Here is a 21,191-nt window from a genome sequence, read left to right as displayed (position 1 = left end):
GGCCGGCTGAGGTGATCAGCGCGGTCATGGGGGAGTCATGTCTCGGCCTCGCCGTACCCTTCGCAACGCCTGCCTCACCGGGCTCGCCGCGGTCTCCGCGCTCTCGCTCGGCGTGACGACCGCGACCGCCGCAGGCAGCCCCACCCCCGCGGACCGGACGATAGCGTCGAAGCTGAACGTCCGGTTTCCGGCGGAGCACCTCGGCTCGCACGCGAGCGGCCAGGTGATGGACGTCGCGGCCGGTCGCGTCGTCTGGTCCCGCAACGCGAGTGCCACGCTGATGCCCGCGTCGACCGCCAAGCTGGCCACCGCCATCGCGGCGCTGACCGTGCTGGGTACCCGCCACACCGAGCAGACCCGGGCCCTGCTCTACGGTGGCAGCCTCTACCTGGTCGGCGGCGGCGACCAGCATCTGACCAGCAGTGACCTGAACGCGCTCGCCGCAGCGACCGCCGCCGCGCTGAAGGCGAACCACGTCACCTCGGTGACCCTGCACGTGGACGACTCGCTCTTCCCGGCCCCGACGTTGTCGCCGGGCTGGCCGGCCGACTACTACCCTGGCGAGGTCGCGCCCGTCCGGGCGCTGGCGCTGCTCGGGGACCGGGTCATGGATACCTCGCTCCACGCCGGATCGGTGTTCGCCTACCAGCTCGGCACCCACGGCATCCGCGCCTCCGGGCCCAGCCACGGGACTGCGCCCCGGAGTTCGAAGTTCCTGGCCGCGCGGACCTCGGCCTCGCTCGCGTACGAGATCGACTACATGCTCAAGGAGAGCGACAACGACAACGCCGAGGGCTTCGCCCGGCTCACCGCGCTCGCCCAGGGGCGCAGCGCCGACTGGCGCGGTGCGACGGCGGCAGTCCGCTCCGCGCTCACCCGCTATGGCGTGCCGCAGAGCGGAGTCGTCCTGTACGACGGGAGCGGCCTGTCGCGCAGCGACCGGATGACCGCGCCCGCGCTCGCCACTCTGGCCGGCCTGGCCGTGGACTCCCGCTACCACTCGGTCCTCTGGCCGGTCCTGCCCGGACTGCCGGTGGCGGGCGTCGACGGCACGCTGGGTCCCGCTTACGGTCGGTTCACCACCTGGCCGAGCGACTGCGCGAGGGGCAAGGTGATGGCGAAGACCGGCACGCTGCACGACGCCGTCGCCCTCGCCGGGGTGACCCTCGGGGCGGACGGGCGCTGGAAGTCCTTCGCCTTCGTCGAGAACGGCGCGCCCGACCTCTCCTCCGCCCGTCTCGGCGTCGACGCGCTCGCGGCGACGGTCGAGGGGTGCTGGTAGCGGAGCGGAAGGAGCGACCGAACCATGGAGCCACGCCACGCGCTGCTGGCGGTGCACGCCCATCCGGACGACGAGTCGTTGTGGACCGGGGGCGTGCTGGCCCAGCACGCCGAGCGCGGCCGGACGACGGCCGTCGTCACCTGTACCGACGGCGAGTTGGCGGACGGCTCGTCGGCCGCTGCGCCGGGCACCCGGGTCAAGGAGCTGGCCGGGGCGCTCGACGTGCTCGGCGTGGCCGAGTCCTCGGTGCTGCCCTACCGGGACTCCGGTCACCTGGGCGCAGGGGAGGGTTCGCTCTGCGCCGCGCCGTTCGACGAGGTGGTGGCCCGGCTGGTGGAGCGGATCCGCGCGCTGCGGCCGAGCGCCGTGGTGACCTATGACGCGGCCGGCATCTCCATGCACCCGGATCACATCCGGGTGCATAGGGCGGTCCTGGCCGCGGTGGAGGCGGCGGCCAGTCCGCACCTCGCGCCGGACGCGGGACCGGCCTGGGCCGTGTCCTCCCTCTGGCTGGCGACGATCGCCGAGTCCCTGGTCCGCGGTGCGGCGGAGCTGGGCTTCGAGGCGGCGTCGACGCCGTGCACGCCGGACGCCGGGATCGCCGCAGCGGTCGACGTGCGGCCGTGGCTCGACGTGAAGTGGTCGGCGGTCCGCGCGCACGCCTCGGAGTTCGCGCGCGGTGCGCGGGTGAACGCCTTCGCGGACCCGGCGCTTCGTGAGCTGTGTCTCGGCACGGAGTGGTACCTGCACCGGCCCGGCCCGGGAGCCCTGCCCGGCGTTCCGCCGCGTGGCCCGCTCGCGGACTGAGCGGACTACTTCGCCGCGTTCACCGCGTTCACCGCGTTCGGCTCGGGCGGCTGGTCGCCCAGCAGGTAGCGGGCCCCGGAGCCGCGTTCGGCGGCGGTGTCGTCCGGGTTGTAGAGCCCGCAGGTCTTGAGCGAGAGGCAGCCGCAGCCGATGCAGCCGCCCAGCTTACGGCGGAGCAGCTGCAGTTCGGCGATCTGCTCGTCGATGCGATGCTGCCAGGCGCGCGCGACCGGGGCCCACTCGGCGGCGGTGGGGGCGTGGTCCTGCGGCAGCCGGGCCAGGGCGGTGCCGACCTCGTCCAGGGAGAGCCCGACCCGCTGCGCCGCCCGCACGAACGCGACCCGGCGCAGCATCGCCCGGTGGTAGCGCCGCTGCCCGCCCGCGGTGCGCTCGGAACTGATCAGGCCGAGCTCCTCGTAGTAGCGCAGCGCGGAGGTCGCCAGCCCACTGCGGGCGGCGAGTTCACCGACCGTCAGCCGGTCCCTGAGTGCTGTCATCGGCGGCCTCCAGCTTCTTTCGCCTGGCGCACCATACAAGGACATGCCGCAGTACGGGCGGCGATGCCCAGAGGAGGGCCCATTGGCGCGGTCTTCCGCGCGGCTGTGATGATCAGGGCTTGACTTCAAGTGGGCTTGAAGTTGCAGTCTTCCGACATGACGTTGATGACCGAGCAGTCTCGGACCGAATTCGAACTCGACAATCTGCGCGCGCTCATGTCCCGGATGGCCGGCGCGGAGAAGCACGGCCCCGCCGCCAGCTCCACGCTTGACGCGCTGTGGGTGCTCTACGACCGCGTGCTGCGGGTCGACCCGGCCCGCGCGGACGACCGGTCGCGGGACCGCTTCCTGCTTTCCAAGGGACATGGGCCGATGGCCTACTACGCCGTCCTGGCGGCGAAGGGCTTCATCGCCCCCGAGCTTCTCGACGGCTTCGGCCGGTACGACTCCCCGCTCGGCCACCACCCCGACCGGCTGCTGATCCCGGGAGTCGAGATCGGCAGCGGGTCGCTCGGCCACGGGCTCCCGCTCGGTGTCGGCACCGCGCTGGGGCTGCGGGCCCAGGGGTTGACGGACCCGGCGGTCTGGGTGCTGATCGGCGACGCGGAGCTCGACGAGGGCAGCAACCACGAGGCCCTCGCCTACGCGGGCGCCGCCGGGTTGGACCGGCTGCACACCGTCGTCATCGACAACCAGTCGGCGACCCACGGCTGGAGTGGTGGCATCGCCTCCCGCTTCGCCGCCGCCGGCTGGTCCGCCGTGACGGTCGACGGTCGCGATCATGAGGCGCTCTTCGACGCCTTCACCGAGCCGCACCGGGGTCGCCCGCACGCCGTCGTCGCGGTCGTCGAACCCAAGAACTGACGGCTTGCCCCCTTGGCCTTTGCCCGCCGGACACCTCTCGCCCACGTCTCGACCCCAGGAGCACCCGCCATGCGTGACCGTTTCATCTCCACCACGACCGCCCTGCTGGACGAGGACCCGCGCCTCGCCGTCGTGCTCGCCGACATCTCCGCAACCGGCTTCGACCGTGCGGCCGCCGCGCACCCCGACCGCGTGCTGAACGTCGGGATCCGCGAACAGTTGCTGATCGGGGCGGCGGGAGGGATCGCGTTGACGGGGATGCGACCGATCGCGCACACCTTCGCCAGCTTCCTGATCGAGCGGCCGTTCGAGCAGGTCAAGTTGGACCTCGGTCACCAGGGCGTCGGCGCGGTGCTGGTCAGCGCGCTGGGCTCGTACGACTGGCCGGCGGGTGGGCGAACGCACATGTCGCCGGCCGATATCGCCCTGCTCGACACGCTGCCGGGCTGGACGGTGCACGTGCCCGGCCACGCGGACGAGGCCGAGCTGCTGCTGCGCGACGCGGCGGCCGGTGAAGGGCTGGTGTACGTGCGGCTCTCCGCCCAGAGCAACGCCGTCGCGCGGCCGATCACCCCGGGCCGGTTCCTGACGGTCCGTGAGAGCGGCACGGGACCGGTGGTCATCGCGGTCGGCCCGGTCCTCGACGACGTCCTCGCGGCGACGGAGGGGCTTGACGTCACGGTCCTCTACGCGGCGACCGTTCGCCCCTTCGACTCCGCCGCGCTGCGGGCCGCCCTCGCCGACGGGGCGAGCGCCGACGTGGTCGTCGTCGAGCCCTACCTGGCCGGGACCAGCACGCCGTTCGCCAGCGAGGCGCTGGCGGACCGGCCGCACCGGGTGCTCGGCCTGGGCGTCGCCCGCGAGGAGCTGCGCCACTACGGCTCGATGGGCGAGCACATCGCCGCCCACGGCCTGGATGCCCGCTCCCTGCGGGAGCGGATCAGCGCTTGGCTGTGAGCCGCTCGCTCGCAGGCAGTTCGGTGGCGACCGCCGTGCGGCGACCGCGCCCGAGCAGCACCCACACCAGCACCGCGGCGAGGGTCAGCAGCACGCCGGAGAGCAGCGCGGCGATGTTCATGCCGTGGACGAACGAGGTCCGCGCGGTGTGCAGCAGGGCCTGGCCGGCTTCGCCCGGCAGGGTGTGGGCCGTCTGGACGGCCGCGCCGAGCGAGTTCTCGGCGGCAGCGCCGCTGCTCGCGGGCACGCCGGCCGGGAGGACCAGCCCTGAGCGGTAGATGGCCGTGGTCACCGTGCCGACCAGCGCGATGCCGAGCGCCGTGCCCAGCTCGTACGCTGTTTCGGAAACCGCGCTCGCCGCGCCCGACTTCGAGGCGGGGGCGGCGTCCAGCACCATCGTCGTCGACAGCGCGTAGACGACGCCCTCGACCAGACCGATCGCCGCGAAGGCCGCGCCGATCAGCAGGTAGGAGGTCGACGCGTCGACCCAGCCCAGCACGCCGAGGCCGAGGCCCATGGCCAGCAGTCCGCCGGCCAGGGCGCGCCGGTGGCCCAGGCGTCCGGCGAGCGAGGCCGCGGCCAGCGCGCCGACCGTGGAACCGGCGAAGGCCGGGAGATCAGCGAGACCGGCCTGGAGCGGCGAGTAGCCGCGGACCAGCTGGAAGTACTGGGACAGGAAGAAGACCACGCCGGAGAGCCCGATCAGCGCGATCAGCGCGGCGAGCACGGCGGCGGTGAAGCGGCGGTGGGCGAAGAGCCGGACGTCGAGCAGCGGCATCGGCAGGCGCAGCTGACGTCGCCAGAAGGCGGTCAGTGAGCCGACGCCGAGCACGGCGGCCAGCCAGACGTCGGGCCGGGCGAGGCCGGAGACGGCGGCTTCCTTCACCGCGTAGACGGCGCCGATGATGCCGACGAGCGACAGCACGACGCTGAGCACGTCCCAGGCGCCCGGCTTCGGGTCACGGGATTCCGGCAGCAGTCGGTGGCCGAGGACCAGCAGCACCGCGACCAGCGGGATGTTGATCAGGAAGACCGAGCCCCACCAGAAGTGCTCCAGCAGCACGCCGCCTACCAGCGGCCCTGCGGCGGCACCCGCGGTGGCCGCGGCGCCCCAGATGCCGATGGCGCGGGCACGCTCGCGGTCGTCGGGGAACAGGCTCCGGATCAGCGACAGCGTCGAGGGCATGATCGTGGCGCCGGCGACGCCGAGCAGCGCGCGGGCGGCGATCAGCCACGCCGCGCTGGGCGCGTACGCGCCGATGAGCGAGGCCGCGCCGAAGGCGGCCGCGCCGATCAGCAGCAGCCGCTTGCGTCCGATGCGGTCACTGAGCGACCCCATGCTGACGAGCAGGCCGGCGATGACGAAGGAGTAGCTGTCACCGATCCAGAGCAGCTGGGTCGCGGAGGGGTTGAGGCTTTCGCTGATGAAGGGCAGGGCCAGCACGAGCACGGTCGCGTCGACGGCGACCAGCAGCACGGCGACGACGAGGACGGCCAGGGCCATCCAGCGGGCACGGGGGTTCTGGCTGCTGGAGCCCTGCGCGCCCGGCTGGATATATCGGTACGCGGAGGTCGTCTGGGGGACCGTCAGGTCGGCGGACATGTCTCTCTCCTGAGAGCTCAAGAAGTGCGAAGGGAGTGTGAGGTGGGGGCGACACCGGGGCTTCAGGCGTTTCGGGCCGCGCCGCCGAGGAAGAGCTCGGTCAGGGCGCGGGTGCTCTCGCGCGGCGCGAGCCGGCCGTCCTGTACGGCCCAGCCGACGCCCGCGAGGAGGTCGAAGAACGCCTCGCTGAGCCAGGATGCGGGAAGCTCGACGCGGAACGCCCCGGACTGCTGACCGCGCAGGAAGAGGGCGGCGACGCGGGCGTCCATCCGGTCCCAGGCGTCGGTGATCTCGTTGTCGTCGAACAACCGGTTCTCGCCCGCCAGGAAGGCGGCGAGCTGGGCGTCGGGGATGAGGGCGTCGGCGAGCCTGCGGACGGCGTCGACCGGATCGCCCTCCTCGAGCGAGGCCGTGTCCAGCGCCGCGTCCATGCGGACCAGGGCGAGCGCGCCGATCTCGCGGATCAGCGCGTCGCGGCCGGGGAAGTGGCGGTGGAGTGTGGCCCGGCTGATGCCGGCGGCGCGCGCGATCTCGTCCATCGGCGCGGTCGGCTGCCGGGAGAGCAGGGCGACGGCGGCGAGGAGGACGGATTCGCGATCGGTGGCCATGATGCAAGACTATATCACTTGAGACATGAATGTCTCAAGTGAGAATCTGCTGTCTGGCCTCGGTAGCGGGCTGACCTGCCTGTGGCAGCTCGGCGACGACCAGGAAGCCGCCGTGCGCCGTGGCGTCGGCGGCGAGGGAGCCACCGGCGGCGCTGAGGTCGGCGTGCAGGGCCGCCAGCCCCAGCCCGCCGGAGTCGACGACGATGCGCGGGCCGCGCGGCGGTCCGTTCTCGACCTCGAGTCGCCAGCGCGCGTTGATGGCGCGCAGGCGGAGCGCGACGACCGCGCCGGGCGCGTACTTGGCGGCGTTGGTGAGTGCTTCGCGGGCGACGCGCAGCAGCAGGCGGCCCTCTTCGGCGGGGATGCGCCCCAGGTTCGGGGCGACGTCGGGGGAGATCCGCATGCCGGTGGCGCGCATGTTGCGCGCCAGGCCGGTGACGAAGCGGGCGAAGTCGAAGTGTCCGTCGACGCCGTCGCGGCCGGTCGGGTCGCGCAGCATGTCCAGCAGCGAGCGCATTTCGGCGAGCGCGCCGCGCGCGGACTCCTCGACGGCCTCCGCGCCCTCGCGCAGTGCGGGGTCGGCGGCGGGGGAGAGGCGCAGCGCCGCCGCCTGCATGCTGAGCGCGGTGAGCCGGTGGCCGAGCAGATCGTGGGTGCGCTGGGCGAGCCGGGTCCGCTGCTCGACGGCGGCCAGGTCCGCCGCCTGACTGACGGCCGCGCCGGCGCGGCAGGCGTGGGCACGCAGCACGGCGGTGGTCGCGCGGTTCCGGCGGACGGTCTCGCCGTAGAGGGCCGGGATCAGCAGCGTGCTGGTGACGAAGTAGGCGGGTGGCCGGTCGGCGTAGCCGTGCGGGAAGAGCAGGTCGCGGGTGATCACGTAGCCGAGGGAGGCGGCAATCACGCCGGTCCAGCGCAGCCGGCCGCCGTAGGCGGCCATGGCGTAGCAGGCGAAGAAGAGAGGGGTGCGGTCGTCGGAGGAGACCGTGGACGCGAGCGCGATCGTCAGGGTCAGCCAGGGGGCGCTGCGGCGCAGCAGCAGTGCGGCGGCCGCGATCCAGGAGACCAGCAGGCTCAGCCAGAAGTCGGGGAGCAACCCGAGTTTGTGCGTTCCCGCGAGGGCGAGGGTGGCCAGCACCCCGCAGAGCAGAGCGAGCAGCGCGTCCACCCGGCGCGCACCCGCCTCGGTGGGCCGCGCGCCGCTGGCACCGCCGCCCGTGAGCGCGCGCAGCCACCTCTCGGGATCGAGGCGGCGTATCGACGGCATCCCCCCAGCCTGCCCGCCTGCGCCGCCACCGGCATCCCGGCGGAGCGACGCGGCACCGACGGACAGGCCGTTCTGGTGCGGGCCTTGGCCCGGCCTTTGCCCCTCCTGCCGGCTCAGCCGAGGCTGAGGACGGTGCCCGGGGCGATGCTGTTCGGGTCGGCGCCGATGGCGCCCTGGTTGGCGGCGTACAGCTGCTGCCAGCCCAGGCCGAACTGCGCGGCGATGCCGCTGAGGGTGTCGCCGGAGGCGACGGTGTAGCTACCGGACGCGGCGGAGCCGGTGCCGGCGGCGGCCGGGGCAGGGGCCTCCTGCGCGGAGGCAGGCGCGGCGGACGGCGCGGCGGGGGCCGGGCCGCCGGCGGCGAGGCCGGCCTGCTGGGAGCAGACGGGCCAGGCGCCCGGGCCCTGGGTGGCCAGGACGTTCTCGGCGATGGCGATCTGCTGCGACTTGCTCGCCTGGTCGGCGGAGGGCGCGTAGGCGGTGCCGCCGAACTCGGCCCAGGTGCTGGGCGTGAACTGGAGGCCGCCGGAGAAGCCGTTGCCGGTGTTGATGTTCCAGTTGCCGGTGCTCTCGCAGGCAGCGACCCGGTCCCAGGTGTCGACCGAGGCCGCCGACGCGGGCTGCGCCGCGAGGGAGAGCAGGGCGGGTGCGCCGATGGCGGCGACCAGACCGACGACCAGGGTGCGCTTACGGGCGGTGCGCTTGCGGGGAGCGGTGACAGACATGCGAGGGATCCTCACGCCGGGAACAGGGGCAGAGCAGCAGCTTCCGAGCCTTTGAATCTCAGGCCGAAATGCCACTCGTCAGGCGATTCGCTAGACCGAGGCCGTGCGCCGCCTTGTGATTCAAGATTCCCCCGAATCGCCCCGTCGCCGCAGTCGCCGAAAGTGGACATATGGGTCCGCAAAGGAAGGCGACCAAAGGCCCCATATGGCAGATTTGGTCCCGTGCCGCAGCCACCGATACGCGTACTGATCGTCGACGACCAGCCCGTCCTGCGTTCCGGCCTGGTCGCCCTGCTTCGCACGGCGCCGGACCTCGACGTGGTGGGCGAGGCGGAGGACGGCGCGCAGGCGCTGCCGCTGGCGCGGGAACTGCGCCCGGACGTGGTGCTGATGGACCTGGAGATGCCGCGGGTCGACGGCGTCGAGGCGACGCTGCAACTACTGCGGCTGGACGAACCGCCGCGCGTGTTGGTACTGACCACTCACAACACCGACGACAAGGTCATGTCCGCGCTGCAGGCGGGCGCGGCCGGCTTCCTGCTCAAGGACGTGCGCCCGGAGGAGCTGATTGCTTCGGTTCGCACGGTCGCTGCGGGCGGCAGCGCCCTGGCGCCGGACGTCATGGCGGCACTGGTCCAGCGCGCCGGGGCGGACCACCGCACGTCGGAGCGGGCGGTCTCCGCTCGCGAGCGCCTCGACGCGCTGGCGCCCGGTGAGCGCGACGTGCTGGCGCTGGTCGGGGAGGGGCGCACCAATGCGCAGATCGCCGCTGAGCTGCATCTGGCCCCGGCGAGCGTGAAGACCTACGTGTCCCGGATCCTCGGCCAGCTGGGCCTGGACAACCGGACCCAGGCTGCGATCCTCGCCCACGAGGCGGGACTCAGCTCCCGCTAGCGATGTTCGGCTGCGCAGGGGCGGCGCGAGGGGGGGTAGCGGGGTGGCGCGAGGCGGGCCCACGACGGAAGCTGTTCATCGGTTATTTGCCCAACGGACACGTTGGGAGGCACCGGACAGTGCACCATTCCCATGGCACGGCCGCGCCGGGGGTCGGCCCGGGCCGAACCGCGTCGCTCCTGAGGAAAAGGCCCACCGTTGATTACTCCCAGATTGTCCGTCGTCGTCCCGGTCTACAACGTCGAGTCCTATCTCCAGGAGTGTCTGGACTCGATCGCCGCGCAGACGTTCGACGCCTTCGAGTGCGTGATGGTCGACGACGGGTCCACGGACGGCTCAGCGGCGATCGCCGAGGCGTTCGCGGCGGCCGACCCGCGCTTTCGCCTGGTGCGACAGGAGAACCAGGGCCTGGGAGCCGCCCGGAACACGGGATGGCGCAATGTCGCCGCCGGCGCCGAGTACCTGACCTTTGTGGACAGCGACGACACCTTGCCGCCCGATGCCTACGAGCGGATGATCGAGTCGCTGGACAAGACCGGGTCGGACTTCGCGGCGGGCAACGTGCTGCGTCTGGTCGGTGACGAGTTCGTCCCCTCCCGGGTCCACCAGGAGCCGTTCCGGCACGATCTCACGGCCACGCACGTCACCAAGCTGCCGGCCCTGGTGCGGGACCGTACGGCATGGAACAAGGTCTACCGCCGCAGCTTCTTCGAGGACGCCGGCCTGCTGTACCCCGAGGGAATGCTCTACGAGGACGCGCCGGTGAGCATCCCCCTGCACTTCCTGGCGACCAGCGTCGACGTTTTCGAGGAGCCGGTCTACCACTGGCGGATCCGCGAAGCCGGGCAGCTGTCGATCACGCAGAAGCGCACTGATCCGCAGGGTCTCGTCGATCGCGTCCGCTCGATCGAACTCGTGCGCGCCTGGCTCGGGGCCCGCCCGGGCCCGCAGGGCCAGTCCGACCTGCGCGCCTACGACGCCAACACGCTGCGGGAAGAACTCCCCATGTTCTTCGCCTGGGTCTCCCGAGGCGACCGCCCGTTCCGTGTCGCCTACCAGCAGCACGTCAGCCGCCTGCTCCAGGAGATCGGCAGCGAACGGCTGGAGGCGCTCAGCGCGCCGATGCGGCTGAAGTACCGCCTGACGCTCACCAACCACATCGGCACCCTGGTGCTCTTCCAGCGCCTGCAGCAGCGTTACTGGCACCTCCGCCGCCTGGCGACCAGCCTCGCGTCCAAGTCGGCTCGCGACGGAAGCTAGCGCCGCCCGCGGCAACCTTTGCCCTCCCGTACCCTCCCGGCCGAAGGCTGGGGGGGCGTGCGGCTGCGAGGCGCCGGACCGCTGTCGTACGCTGCCCGGCCGTCGGCCGGAAGGTGCCCCCTGCGGCAGGGCAAGGGTTGGCGGTGCCGGCCTAGCTATTAGCTAGTCCTGCTCGGGCCGGATCATGGCGTCGTAGAGGGGGCGCAGGGCGCGCTCCAGTGACCGTTCCAGCGCGCGGTCCTGTGGGGTCGCGCCGGGACCGCCGAGCTCGGCGAGGGCGGGTTCCGGGGGGAGGTCGTCCGGACCGGGGGGCGGGTAGGGGGCGGGCTCGGTCCAGAAGCCGAGCGGGGAGAGCGCCTCGGGGCCCGCACGATGCGGGCCGCGGCGCAGGCGGGCGAGCAGCCGCGCCTCGTCGCGCCCGCGCCAGCGCAGCAGCAGGAACGGATCGTGGTCGAAGGCGCGCGCGACCGCGCCCAGCAGCGCCGCGACGTGGCGGCACACGCCGACGGAGTATCCGCAGGCGCAGTCCAGCGTCAGCTCGCGTGCCTGCGCGGGGAGCAGCGGCAGGCCGATCCGGGCGAGCAGGGCGTCGACGTCGGGCGGCAGGTCCCGCGCGAGCAGGCGGTCGCGGACCGGGACCAGTGCGGCCTCGGCGCGCTGCCACTGCTCGGCGTCGAAGACGGCCAGATCGGCCCAGGCCTCCACCCCGCCGACGCGGGCGCGGGCCGAGCCGGGCGCTATGACGACGTCACGCACCTGCGCCGAGCCGCCCGCCTCGCGCATCTGATCGGCGAGCAGGCCCACGCCGAGGGATTCGACGCGGGCGAGGAACCGCTCGGACCACGGCCGTGTCACAGCTCGCTCACCGCCTCTTCGGCCAGGGTCAGCACCTCGCGCAGCGCGTCGGGGGCGAGAGCGGTGAGGACGTCGAGCGCGCTCCCGCCGCCGTCCACCGCGTGAAGGTCGCCGCCGCCGATCACCGCGTCCGCCAGGGCGCGCTTCGCGGTGAGCAGTTCGTCCACGCGTTCCTCGATCGTGCCCACGCAGACCAGCCGTCGGACCTGGACGTCGCGGCGCTGGCCCAGGCGGTAGGCGCGGTCGGTGGCCTGCTCCTCGACGGCGGGGTTCCACCAACGGTCCACGTGCACCACCTGGTTGGCAGCGGTCAGATTGAGGCCGGTGCCGCCCGCCTTGAGCGAGAGCAGGAAGACGGAGGGACGGTCGTCCTCCTGGAAGGCGTCGACGAGTCGTCGCCGGGACCGCTCAGGCACACCGCCGTGCAGGAAGCGCACCGTGCAGCCGAGCCGCCGCTGCAGGTAGGGCTGGAGCAGCATGCCGAACTGGGTGTACTGGGTGAAGCAGAGCGTGGTGTCGCCTTCGGCGAGCGCCTCCTCCAGGATCTCCTCGAGCCGCGCGAGCTTGCCCGAGCGCCCGGCGAGGCGGACGGCGGCGCCGCGCGCGCCTTCGCCCGTGAAGTGGGCCGGATGGTTGCAGATCTGTTTGAGCCGGGTGAGCGCGGCCAGCACGAAGCCCCGCCGCTCCAGGTCGCGGGTGTAACCCATGCCCTTGATGCGTTGCAGCAGTTGGGCGACGACGGCACGGTAGAGCGCGGCCTGTTCCGCCGTCAGGTTGCAGAGAACCGTCATCTCCTGCTTGCGCGGCAGCTCGGCGGCGATCGCCGGGTCCGTCTTCTGGCGACGCAGGACGAAGGGCGCGGTGCGCTGCCGCAGCAGGGCGGTGGCGCTGACGCTGGCGCTGCGTTCGATCGCCACGGAGTAGCGCTCCTTGAAGCGCTCGGCCGTGCCGAACAGGCCCGGGTTCACGAAGTCGAGGATGGAGTGGAGCTCGGCCAGCCGGTTCTCGACCGGGGTTCCGGTCAGGGCGATGCGGTGCGCGGCGGGCAGCGCGCGGACGGCCCGGGACTGGAGGGTGGCGGCGTTCTTGATGTTCTGCGCCTCGTCCGCGACGAGCCGGTGCCAGTCGACGGCGCGCAGCGCCTCGAAGTCGCGCGCGGCCAGGCCATAGGTGGTGATCACGACGTCGGCGGCGAGCGCCGACTCCTTGATCCGTGCGGCGCCGCCGCGCCGGGAGCCGTGGTGCACGTGGACGCGCAGCTCGGGCGCGAAGCGGGCGCACTCGCGTTCCCAGTTGCCGAGCAGGGACATCGGCACGACGACGAGGCTGGGCGCGGTCGGCGGCGTGACGGAGGCGTACTCGGCGGCGAGCAGGGCGAGGGTCTGCACGGTCTTGCCGAGGCCCATGTCGTCCGCGAGGACCGCGCCGAGGCCGAGCCGGGCGAGGGCGGCGAGCCAGTCGACGCCGCTGCGCTGGTACGGCCGAAGCTCGGCGCCGAAGGACGCCGGGAGCTCGACGCGGGCCGGTGCGGCGGCGGGCCCGGCGGTCTCCCGCGCGCCCGTGAGGGTGGACACCAGTGTGCGGAGCCTCCCTTCGACGTCGACCGAGAGCACCGGCAGCCCGGCCGTTTCGCGGGCGTCGAGGATCAGTTCGAGGACCTCGCTCGCCGCCATGGCCCCGGAACCCTCGCGGTCCAGGAAGGCAGCGGCCGCCGCCAGCCGGTCGGCGTCGGCGACGAGCCAGCGGCCGCGGATGCGGACGAGGGTGTCCTTGGCGGCCGCGAGGTGGGCGAGCTCCCCGGCGGTGAGCGGCTCGCCCCCGAGGGCCAGCTGCCACTGGAAGGCCAGCATCTCGTCCCGGCCGACGAGGCTCTCCCGTTCGACGACCCCGGCCTGCGCGGGTCGGGCCGCCAGCAGCATGCCGAGCGAGGGAGGCTCACGCCACCAGGCGGGCAGCAGCACCAGAAACCCGGCCTCGGCGAGCGCGGGCGCGGCTTCGCGGAGGAAGAGCAAGGCCCCGGCGCGATCGAGCCAGGCGCCCTGGGCGCGCGCCTCCTCGGCGAGTTCGGCGAGGAGTGGATGGCAGCGTGCGGCGCGGTTCAGCTCCAGCGCGAACGCGGCCCGCGGAGCGGTCATGCTCTGCGCCAGCACGTCGGCGCCCGGACCGCCGTCCCACAACTCGGCTGCGGTCACGAGCTGTGACGGCTCGTCAGCCGGGGTCATCACCAGTTCGAGCCACCAGCGGTCCTCGGCTGCGGTCCCCTCGCTTTGGGTCTCGTCGCTGTCGGCCTCCTCCACGGCTGCGTCGCCCTGCGGCTCGACCAGGCGGAAGCCGAGGCGCAGCGGACCGGCGGCGGTGCCGCTGCGCGCGGCCTCGCCACGGCGGAGCGCGTCGGCGAACGGCTGCCAGCCGGCGGCGTCACCGCTCAGCTCGCCGCCCGGTTCGCCGCCGAGTTCGCCATCGGACGAGGCCAGGGCCGCGACCAGGCGCTCCGTGAGATCCGCGTCGGGCCCGGGCCGCCGGACGGCGGGAAGTGCGGAGAGCGAGGCGCGGGCCTCGCGGTCGACCAGGACGGCGAGGAGCTCACCGGCCAGCCCGGCCGCGCCGCGTCGGGCGCCTGCCTCCGCGCGGCAGACGGGCGGGCAGGCGGCGGTCAGCCCGGTGAGCTCGCGGGCGTCGGCTGCCTGCAGGACGGGACGCCAGACGGCGCGGGGGGCCGAGCCGGTGTCGGTGGCGTCCCCCGTCTCGATCACGGGCAGCACGCGGCCGCGTCCGACCAGGCGCCAGGCGAGATCGTGAAGGGCCGTCAGCCAGCGCACCGAGGCGCCGAACGCGGCCTCGACCGGACCGAGACCCGGCAGATCCGGATGGACGGCCTGACGCTCCGGATCGTGCAGCGCGCCGAGGAGCTGGGCCGCCTGGTCCGCGTCGAAGAGCAGGCTGGGGACCCGCCAGGGAGCCAGCAGAGCCCCGGACCAGCCGGACTGCGAACCGGGGAAGGCCACCTCGGGGGAGGGCAGCGGCTCGCCTTCGAGAGTCGGCAGCAGCAGCCGGGTGTCGGCTTCGTCAGCCTGATCGGCGAGCCATTCCAGGCCGGGGCTCACAGCGCCGAGGAGCGCGCGTAGCGCGGCAGGTGTGCAGGCGAACGGGTGCCGGCCCTCGACGGGAGCGCTCTGTGTGCTCCCTGAGGAGGCAGCGGGCGGAGCGGCGTCCTCGGCCCACAGGGCGAGGCGGCGGTCGGCGCGCCACAGCCCGTGCAGTGCGAACATCGAGGAACTCGCTCTCGGTCGTCGGGGTGGCCGTCCACCCCTGGGACCTGCAGCCTAAGCAGCGGCACTGACAGAGCGGCTCTGACAGAACGCCCGTACAGACGCCGAACCGCCGGCGGCCGCGACGGGGGCGCGACTGCCGACGGCAGGGGGTGCTCTGTGCGGCCGACCAGGCTCAGCTCTGGTTGTAGAAGCCGGAGTCGTCCGAAGCGCTGTCGATGACCATGACCTCGATCTCCGGCGGCGCGAGCAGGAAGACCCGACGGGCGATCCGCTCCATCGTGCCGCGGGTGCCGAACACCAGACCGGAAGCGAAGTCGATCAACCGCTTCGCGTCGGGGTCAGCCATCTGGGTGAGGTCCATGATGACCGGCGTACCGACGCGGACATGCTCGCCGATCTCACGCGCCGACTCGAAGCCCGTCGGGCGCACCTGGGTGATCTGCGGCGCGGGCGGCGCGGGATCGAGCTCGGGGGAGTCCCAGGGCTCCTCGTAGTCCGGGACTGCCACCGGGTACCGCCCCGACGGCGCCAGCCACCCGCGGTAATCGTCACGCAGTGCTGCTCCCATGCCCAACCTCCCCATCCGTCCTGCTACCCCGTGTGATGCGTGCGGTGAGGCACGCCCGTGCGTGTTGCTGGTCCTGCTTGTTGCGGTGGCTCATTCCCACCGCGTTGTCCGAGTATCGCATTGATCACCGACAAGGCACCCGTCCGGACGCCTCGCCGCGCCGTCCGTGTCAATCTTTCTGACGATTCGTTCGGACGCGATACCGATTGAGTTGGTTCCATTCGAACATTGGTGCGAATTTGCTCTCACTGAAACTGCTGACTTCCGAAGAGGTCAGGTTTTGCTCCACGACGGCCGGGCAGGCTCACTACTCGCCGGTTGTGCCGTCGATCCGTTCGCGCAGCAGATCCGCGTGTCCGTTGTGCCGCGCGTATTCCTCGATCATGTGGACGTAGATCCACCGCAGTGAGACCTGCTCGCCCCGGCGGATGCCGGTGTCGTTCAGTGCTCGACCAGTCGTCAGCTCCCTGGCCAGGGACATCTCCCGCTGCCAGAGCGCCACGGACTGCTCCGCGTCCGCCGACTCCACCTCGTCGAAGTCCCCGTCGGGGGATGCCTCCGTCCAGAAGTACGCCGGCGTGTCCTGGCCGTCGAGCACGTTGCGGAACCAGAAGCGCTCGACGTCCGCCATGTGCCGGACCAGCCCCAGCAGGGAGAGCGTCGAGGGCGGCGTGGAGCGCTGGCGCAGCTGCGCCGCGTCGAGACCGGCGCACTTGACGGCCAGGGTTTCCCGGTGCCAGTCCAGCCAGCTCTCCAGCATTGCCCGTTCGCCCTGGACATAGGGCGGGCCGGTTCGCAGATCCTTGACAGGAATGACAGCCTGACGCTCTTTTGGTTCCGACGAGTTCGACGGTGTCATGCGCCCATGATTGCGGTTCGGGCGTAATGCGGCCATCGGATTAGTGAGAAGAATCAGAAATCGGCATATTCAAAATCGATCAGGTTTTCGATTGTATGGTGGCGGGCTGTTCCGTGGCCGCACCCGCTCCCGTGCGTGGCGCACCGGGCGCGAGCAGGCGGGCGCCGAGAATCAGACCCAGCGTCAGCACCGTGATCACGCCGAAGCTCGCACGCAGCGAGGTGGCCTGGGCGATCAGGCCGACGGTCGCGGGGGCGATCAGGCTGGACGTGTAGGTGACCGTCGCGACGCCCGCGATGGCACGGCTCGGGTTGTCGCCGCTGTGGCCCGCCGCCGCGAAGCAGAGCGGTACGACCACGGCGATGCCGGTTCCCAGCAGCGCGAAGCCGACGATGGCCTGCGCCGCGCCCTGGGCCGTGACGACGAGGACGCCGCCGGCCAGCGCCAGGACGCCGCTGCCGCGCACGGTGGGCACCGTGCCGAAGCGACGGACCGCCGTGTCGCCGGCCAGTCGTGCGGCGGCCATCGTGCAGGCGAAGGCGGTGTAGCTGGCGGCCGCCACGGCCGGGCCCGAGTTGGCGACGGTGCGCAGATAGACGCCGCTCCAGTCGCCCGAGGCGCCCTCGGCGAAGACGGCGCAGAAGCCCACGAGTCCGATGAGCAGCGCCGAGCGGGGCGGCAGCGCGAACCGGGGTGGCGCCTCCTCCTCCGGCTCCGGCCGGACGTCGAGCAGGCCGCGGCAGACGGGCAGGGAGATCGCGACGAGGGTCGCGGCCACCACTGCGAGATGAAGCGGGGCCGGCACGCCCAGGGCGGCCGCCGTGACGCCGACGGCCGAGCCGAGGAGTCCGCCGACGCTCCACATGCCGTGCAGACCGGACATGATCGAGCGTCCGAGGCGCGCCTCCACCTCCACGCCCTGCGCGTTCATCGCGACGTCGGACACGCCGGAGGTCGCGCCGAAGCAGAGCAGTGAGAGCGCGAGGATCGGGAGGTTCGGCGCGAGGGCCGGCAGGACCAGGGCCGCGGACCAGAGCATGATGAGCAGCCGGATGCCCGAGCGGTGACCGCGGGCATGCAGCAGTCGCCCGGCCAGCGGCATGGCGGCGAAGGAGCCGATGGCGGGGGCGACCAGCGCCAGTCCGAGCTGTCCCGGACTGAGGTGCAGGTGGTCCTTGATCCACGGGATCCGCGTCGCGAAACTCCCCGCGACTGCGCCGTGGACGACGAAGACGGCGGACACGGATCTCCGTGCCCGCCGCAGAGCTTGCTGGCTGGCCACTCCACCCCCAGGTGGTAGGGCCCGCACGCGCCGGTGGACGAGTGGTGGGGCGGGCCTACACGAGTCACTTGGTCTATACCAAGATCCTATCGGCGCGGGGCCGTCGGCGACCAGTGCCGTGCGACTGCCACCTGATGATGGTTCCGGGGTGTTTGGGAGCGTGATGCGGGCCGGTCGGTTCCGCATGGATACCCGCACATGCGGGGCGAGCTGCACTGCAGGGGTCGCTTGTGCCATGCTACGAGTGACGAATGGCTAGCAAGTGCGACAGGATGATCGTCACGTGAACAGCTACCGGATCGGCGAGGCAGCCGCTCTGCTCGGAGTCAGCGCCGACACCATGAGGCGCTGGGTCGATGCGGGCCGCCTGAGCGCCGAAAGGGACGATCACGGCCACCGTATCGTTCCCGGCCCCGAACTCGCCGCCTTTGCGCGGGAACTCGCCAAGCCGGAGACGGCGGCAGCCGAGGGCCTGCCCTCCTCCGCCCGCAACCGCTTCCGCGGCATCGTCACTCAGGTGATCCTGGGCGACGTCGCCGCGCAGGTGGAGATCCAGGCCGGGCCCTTTCGCGTGGTCTCGCTCATCAGCCGCGAGTCCGCGGAGGAGTTGCGACTGGAGCCGGGAGTGCCGGCGGTGGCTGTCATCAAGTCGACCAATGTCGTAGTCGAGCGGACCTGACCGGCGATCCCGCTGTGCCCAGGCCGCCCCAATCGAACCGTGGGGGTTCCATCGATGTCCCGATCCAGTCTGTCCCGCCTCTCCGCGCCGCGTGTCCGCCGCGCCGCCGCCGCGTCGACAGCCGCGCTCGTGCTCGTCGGCCTTGCGGCCTGTAGCTCATCCTCCTCCACCACGGCCGGGAGCACCTCGAGTGCTGCGGCGAGCAGTTCGGCGTCGAGCAGCGCGAGCGCCGCGCTGAACGGGAAGGTGACCGTCTTCGCCGCCGCCTCGCTGAAGAAGACCTTCACCCAGCTCGGCAAGGCGTTCGAGGCCGCTCACCCCGGCGTGACCGTGACCTTCAACTTCGGCGGCAGCGACACCCTCGCGGCGTCCATCGTCTCCGGCGCGCCGGCGGACGTCTTCGCCTCCGCGAGCCTGGCGACCATGAAGACGGTCGTGGACAAGGGCGACACGGCAGCCGCCCCGGTCGACTTCGCCAAGAACGAGCTGGAGATCGCCGTCCAACCGGGCAACCCGAAGAAGATCACCTCGCTCTCCCAGCTCACCGGCTCCGGGATCAAGGTCGCCCTCTGCGCCAAGTCCGTGCCCTGCGGCGCGGCGGCCCAGAAGGCGCTGACCGCGGCCGGCGTCAAGCTCACGCCGGTCACCCTGGAGCAGGACGTGACCGCGGCCCTGACGAAGGTGGAGCTCGGCGAGGTGGACGCCGCGCTGGTCTACCGCACGGACGTCAAGAGCGCCGGCAGCAAGGTGACCGGCGTCAACTTCGCCGAGGCGGGCAAGGCCGTGACGACCTACCCGATCGCCGCCCTCAAGGGCAGCAGCAACGCGGCCGCCGCGCAGGCCTTCGCCGCGTACGTGGCCTCCCCCGAGGGTGAGCAGGTGCTCGCCGCCGCAGGCTTCCAGGCCCCGTGACGAGCAGGCCCGCCGCCGAGCTCGACCAGCCCGAGGTGCTGGAGGGCGCCCCCCGCCGCGCGGCCCGTCGGCCGCGCGGCGGGTCGGGCGGCCGAGCACCGCTGGCGTTGGTGCTTCCGGCCGCGACCGGACTGGCGTTCCTCGTGCTGCCGCTGATCGGACTCCTGGTCAGGGCGCCGTGGAGCGCCATGCCGACGCTGCTCGGCGGCGACGCCGTCTGGCCGGCGCTGCGCCTGTCGCTGATCACAGCCACGGCGGCGACGGCCGTGTCGTTGTTCTTCGGCGTGCCGCTGGCCTGGCTGCTGGCCCGCACGAGCTTTCCCGGGCTGCGGCTGGCCCGGACCCTGGTCACGCTGCCGCTGGTGATGCCGCCGGTGGTGGGCGGCGTGGCACTGCTGCTGGTCCTCGGCCGCAACGGCCTGATCGGCCGGTGGCTCGACTCCGCCTTCGGGGTCACCCTGCCGTTCACGACGGCGGGTGTCGTGGTCGCGGAGGCCTTCGTGGCGATGCCCTTCCTGGTACTCAGCGTCGAGGGCGCGCTGCGCGGTGCCGACTCCCGGTACGAGGAGGCCGCGCTGACACTCGGCGCGTCCCGGTTCACCGTCTTCCGACGGGTGACGCTGCCGCTGATCGCGCCCGGTGTGGGGGCGGGCGCGGTCCTGGCGTGGGCGAGGGCGTTGGGCGAGTTCGGTGCGACGATCACCTTCGCGGGCAACTTCCCCGGCACGACCCAGACCATGCCGCTCGCGGTCTACCTGGCCCTCCAGGACAACCCCGACGCGGCCGTCGCCCTGAGCCTCGTGCTGCTGGCGGTCTCGCTCGCGGTCCTGCTGGCGTTGCGCGGGCGCTGGGCGACGGGGGCACAGGGATGAGCGCCCCGGCCGAACCGCGGCCCGTCGCCCTCGACGCGCGGCTGGTCGTCGACCTCGGGACCTTCTCGCTCGATCTTGCGCTGACCGCCGCGCCCGGCGAGGTCGTCGCCCTCCTCGGGCCGAACGGCGCGGGCAAGACCACGGCCCTGCGCGCTCTCGCCGGGCTCACCCCGCTCACCGGCGGCCACCTGCGGCTCGACGGCGAGACCGTGGAGGAGCCGGACGCCAGGCTGCGCGTTCCGACGGAGCGGCGGCCGGTCGGGGTGGTCTTCCAGGACTACCTGCTCTTCCCGCATCTCTCCGCGCTCGACAACGTCGCCTTCGGGCTGCGCACGCACGGGCGCGGCAAGGCCGAGGCGCGTGCCGAAGCGCGGGCCTGGCTGGACCGCGTCGGCCTCGTGGAGCACGCGGCCGCGCGTCCGCGCGCGCTGTCCGGCGGTCAGGCGCAGCGCGTCGCGCTGGCACGCGCGCTCGCGCCGCAGCCACGGCTCCTGCTGCTCGACGAGCCGATGGCCGCGCTCGACGCCCGAACGAGGCTGGAGGTGCGCACTACGCTGCGCCGCCACCTCGCGGCCTTCGACGCCGTCGCACTGCTGGTCACGCACGATCCGCTCGACGCCATGGTGCTGGCCGACCGCCTGGTGGTGCTGGAGCACGGGCGCGCGATCCAGGAGGGCGCGCCGTCGGAGATCGCGCGGCACCCGCGCAGCGATTACATCGCCCGGCTGGTCGGCCTCAACCTGTTCCGCGGCACGGCCGACGGCCACGAGGTCCGGATCGACGGCGAGGTACAGGAAGGCCGGGCGCAGGAAGGCTGGGCGCAGGGCGCAGCGGACGGCACCGTGCTCTCCGCCGACGACAGCAACGAGGGGCCGGTGTTCGCCGCCTTCCCCCCGGCCGCCGTCACGGTGCACCGGAGCAGGCCCGACACCAGCGCGCGCAACCAGTGGCCGGTCACGGTCGTCGGCATGGAGCTCCACGGCGACCAGGTGCGCCTCGACCTGGCCGGACCGCTGCGGCTGACGGCGGACCTCACCCCGGCGGCCGTCGCCGAGCTCGGCCTGAGCGAGGGCAGCGAGGTCTGGGCCTCGGTCAAGGCGGCGCAGACGCGGGCGTATCCGGCCTGAGGAG

General features: G+C 72.8%; 20 protein-coding genes. 10 read left to right on the top strand and 10 right to left on the bottom strand.

Annotated elements, in window-relative coordinates; all coding sequences use genetic code 11:
- The first annotated feature begins 37 nt into the window (after positions 1 to 37).
- Complete coding sequence (gene dacB / locus ABIA32_RS20560) at positions 38 to 1,282, top strand: D-alanyl-D-alanine carboxypeptidase/D-alanyl-D-alanine-endopeptidase (RefSeq protein WP_370097299.1); 1,245 nt, start codon at positions 38 to 40, stop codon at positions 1,280 to 1,282.
- A gap of 24 nt (positions 1,283 to 1,306) precedes the next feature.
- A complete protein-coding gene (locus ABIA32_RS20555) occupies positions 1,307 to 2,089 on the top strand; it encodes a PIG-L family deacetylase (protein WP_370097296.1) in 783 nt (260 codons plus the stop codon).
- 5 nt (positions 2,090 to 2,094) lie between these two features.
- On the opposite strand, the gene soxR is transcribed toward ABIA32_RS20555, so the two are convergent.
- Complete coding sequence (gene soxR, locus ABIA32_RS20550; protein WP_370097293.1) at positions 2,095 to 2,586, bottom strand: redox-sensitive transcriptional activator SoxR; 492 nt, start codon at positions 2,584 to 2,586, stop codon at positions 2,095 to 2,097.
- A gap of 165 nt (positions 2,587 to 2,751) precedes the next feature.
- Between soxR and ABIA32_RS20545 the strand changes: the two genes are divergently transcribed.
- The gene (locus tag ABIA32_RS20545) at positions 2,752 to 3,450 is read left to right on the top strand and encodes a transketolase (RefSeq protein WP_370097491.1); all 699 of its coding nucleotides are present in this window, start codon (positions 2,752 to 2,754) and stop codon (positions 3,448 to 3,450) included.
- Between the two features lie 69 nt (positions 3,451 to 3,519).
- On the top strand, positions 3,520 to 4,407 hold the full coding sequence (locus ABIA32_RS20540; RefSeq protein WP_370097290.1) for a transketolase family protein: 888 nt from the start codon (positions 3,520 to 3,522) through the stop codon (positions 4,405 to 4,407).
- Here the strand turns inward: ABIA32_RS20540 and ABIA32_RS20535 are convergent.
- The 4 genes from ABIA32_RS20535 to ABIA32_RS20520 form a co-directional block, all read right to left on the bottom strand.
- Positions 4,391 to 6,010: an MFS transporter gene (locus tag ABIA32_RS20535; RefSeq protein WP_370097287.1), complete on the bottom strand. Its 1,620-nt coding sequence runs from the start codon at positions 6,008 to 6,010 to the stop codon at positions 4,391 to 4,393. The genes ABIA32_RS20540 and ABIA32_RS20535 overlap by 17 nt on opposite strands.
- A 62-nt stretch (positions 6,011 to 6,072) precedes the next feature.
- Complete coding sequence (locus tag ABIA32_RS20530) at positions 6,073 to 6,618, bottom strand: TetR/AcrR family transcriptional regulator (RefSeq protein ID WP_370097285.1); 546 nt, start codon at positions 6,616 to 6,618, stop codon at positions 6,073 to 6,075.
- Positions 6,619 to 6,652: 34 nt separating this feature from the next.
- Positions 6,653 to 7,882, bottom strand: a complete 1,230-nt coding sequence (locus tag ABIA32_RS20525; protein ID WP_370097283.1) for a sensor histidine kinase — start codon at positions 7,880 to 7,882, stop codon at positions 6,653 to 6,655.
- A 113-nt stretch (positions 7,883 to 7,995) separates the two neighbouring features.
- Positions 7,996 to 8,607 (bottom strand): transglycosylase family protein, encoded by a 612-nt coding sequence (locus ABIA32_RS20520; protein ID WP_370097280.1) that lies wholly within the window; start codon positions 8,605 to 8,607, stop codon positions 7,996 to 7,998.
- A 222-nt stretch (positions 8,608 to 8,829) separates the two neighbouring features.
- On the opposite strand from ABIA32_RS20520, the gene ABIA32_RS20515 reads away from it, so the two are divergent.
- Entirely contained in the window at positions 8,830 to 9,501 is a 672-nt protein-coding gene (locus ABIA32_RS20515; protein WP_370097277.1) for a response regulator, read from the top strand.
- A gap of 213 nt (positions 9,502 to 9,714) precedes the next feature.
- Entirely contained in the window at positions 9,715 to 10,761 is a 1,047-nt protein-coding gene (locus ABIA32_RS20510; protein ID WP_370097275.1) for a glycosyltransferase family 2 protein, read from the top strand.
- 162 nt (positions 10,762 to 10,923) lie between these two features.
- Here ABIA32_RS20510 and ABIA32_RS20505 read toward each other — a convergent pair whose 3' ends face one another.
- The 5 genes from ABIA32_RS20505 to ABIA32_RS20485 form a co-directional block, all read right to left on the bottom strand.
- Complete coding sequence (locus tag ABIA32_RS20505; protein ID WP_370097272.1) at positions 10,924 to 11,616, bottom strand: hypothetical protein; 693 nt, start codon at positions 11,614 to 11,616, stop codon at positions 10,924 to 10,926.
- Positions 11,613 to 14,885 carry an SNF2-related protein gene (locus tag ABIA32_RS20500; protein ID WP_370097269.1) on the bottom strand — a complete coding sequence of 1,091 codons (3,273 nt, stop codon included), beginning with the start codon at positions 14,883 to 14,885 and terminating at the stop codon, positions 11,613 to 11,615. Before ABIA32_RS20500 ends, ABIA32_RS20505 begins: the two co-directional genes overlap by 4 nt.
- 175 nt (positions 14,886 to 15,060) lie before the next feature.
- Positions 15,061 to 15,456 carry a cell division protein SepF gene (locus ABIA32_RS20495; RefSeq protein WP_370097266.1) on the bottom strand — a complete coding sequence of 132 codons (396 nt, stop codon included), beginning with the start codon at positions 15,454 to 15,456 and terminating at the stop codon, positions 15,061 to 15,063.
- A gap of 307 nt (positions 15,457 to 15,763) precedes the next feature.
- Positions 15,764 to 16,216 carry a DinB family protein gene (locus ABIA32_RS20490; RefSeq protein ID WP_370097263.1) on the bottom strand — a complete coding sequence of 151 codons (453 nt, stop codon included), beginning with the start codon at positions 16,214 to 16,216 and terminating at the stop codon, positions 15,764 to 15,766.
- A 178-nt stretch (positions 16,217 to 16,394) separates the two neighbouring features.
- A complete protein-coding gene (locus ABIA32_RS20485) occupies positions 16,395 to 17,558 on the bottom strand; it encodes an MFS transporter (RefSeq protein ID WP_370097260.1) in 1,164 nt (387 codons plus the stop codon).
- A 322-nt stretch (positions 17,559 to 17,880) separates the two neighbouring features.
- Between ABIA32_RS20485 and ABIA32_RS20480 the strand changes: the two genes are divergently transcribed.
- From ABIA32_RS20480 to ABIA32_RS20465, 4 genes are read left to right on the top strand one after another with little or no spacing between them, the layout of a single operon-like run.
- On the top strand, positions 17,881 to 18,276 hold the full coding sequence (locus tag ABIA32_RS20480) for a molybdopterin-binding protein (RefSeq protein WP_370097257.1): 396 nt from the start codon (positions 17,881 to 17,883) through the stop codon (positions 18,274 to 18,276).
- A 54-nt stretch (positions 18,277 to 18,330) separates the two neighbouring features.
- Positions 18,331 to 19,188, top strand: coding sequence for a molybdate ABC transporter substrate-binding protein (gene modA / locus ABIA32_RS20475; RefSeq protein ID WP_370097254.1), 858 nt, complete (start codon positions 18,331 to 18,333; stop codon positions 19,186 to 19,188).
- A complete protein-coding gene (locus ABIA32_RS20470; RefSeq protein WP_370097251.1) occupies positions 19,185 to 20,060 on the top strand; it encodes an ABC transporter permease in 876 nt (291 codons plus the stop codon). The genes modA and ABIA32_RS20470 overlap by 4 nt, the downstream gene beginning before the upstream one ends.
- Positions 20,057 to 21,187: an ABC transporter ATP-binding protein gene (locus tag ABIA32_RS20465; RefSeq protein WP_370097248.1), complete on the top strand. Its 1,131-nt coding sequence runs from the start codon at positions 20,057 to 20,059 to the stop codon at positions 21,185 to 21,187. The genes ABIA32_RS20470 and ABIA32_RS20465 overlap by 4 nt, the downstream gene beginning before the upstream one ends.
- Positions 21,188 to 21,191: the final 4 nt, after the last annotated feature.

The organism is Streptacidiphilus sp. MAP12-20 (assembly GCF_041262525.1).
GTDB lineage: Bacteria > Actinomycetota > Actinomycetes > Streptomycetales > Streptomycetaceae > Streptacidiphilus.
The sequence above is the reverse complement of the archived record's forward strand: the minus strand, read 5'-3'. Positions and strand labels throughout refer to the sequence as shown.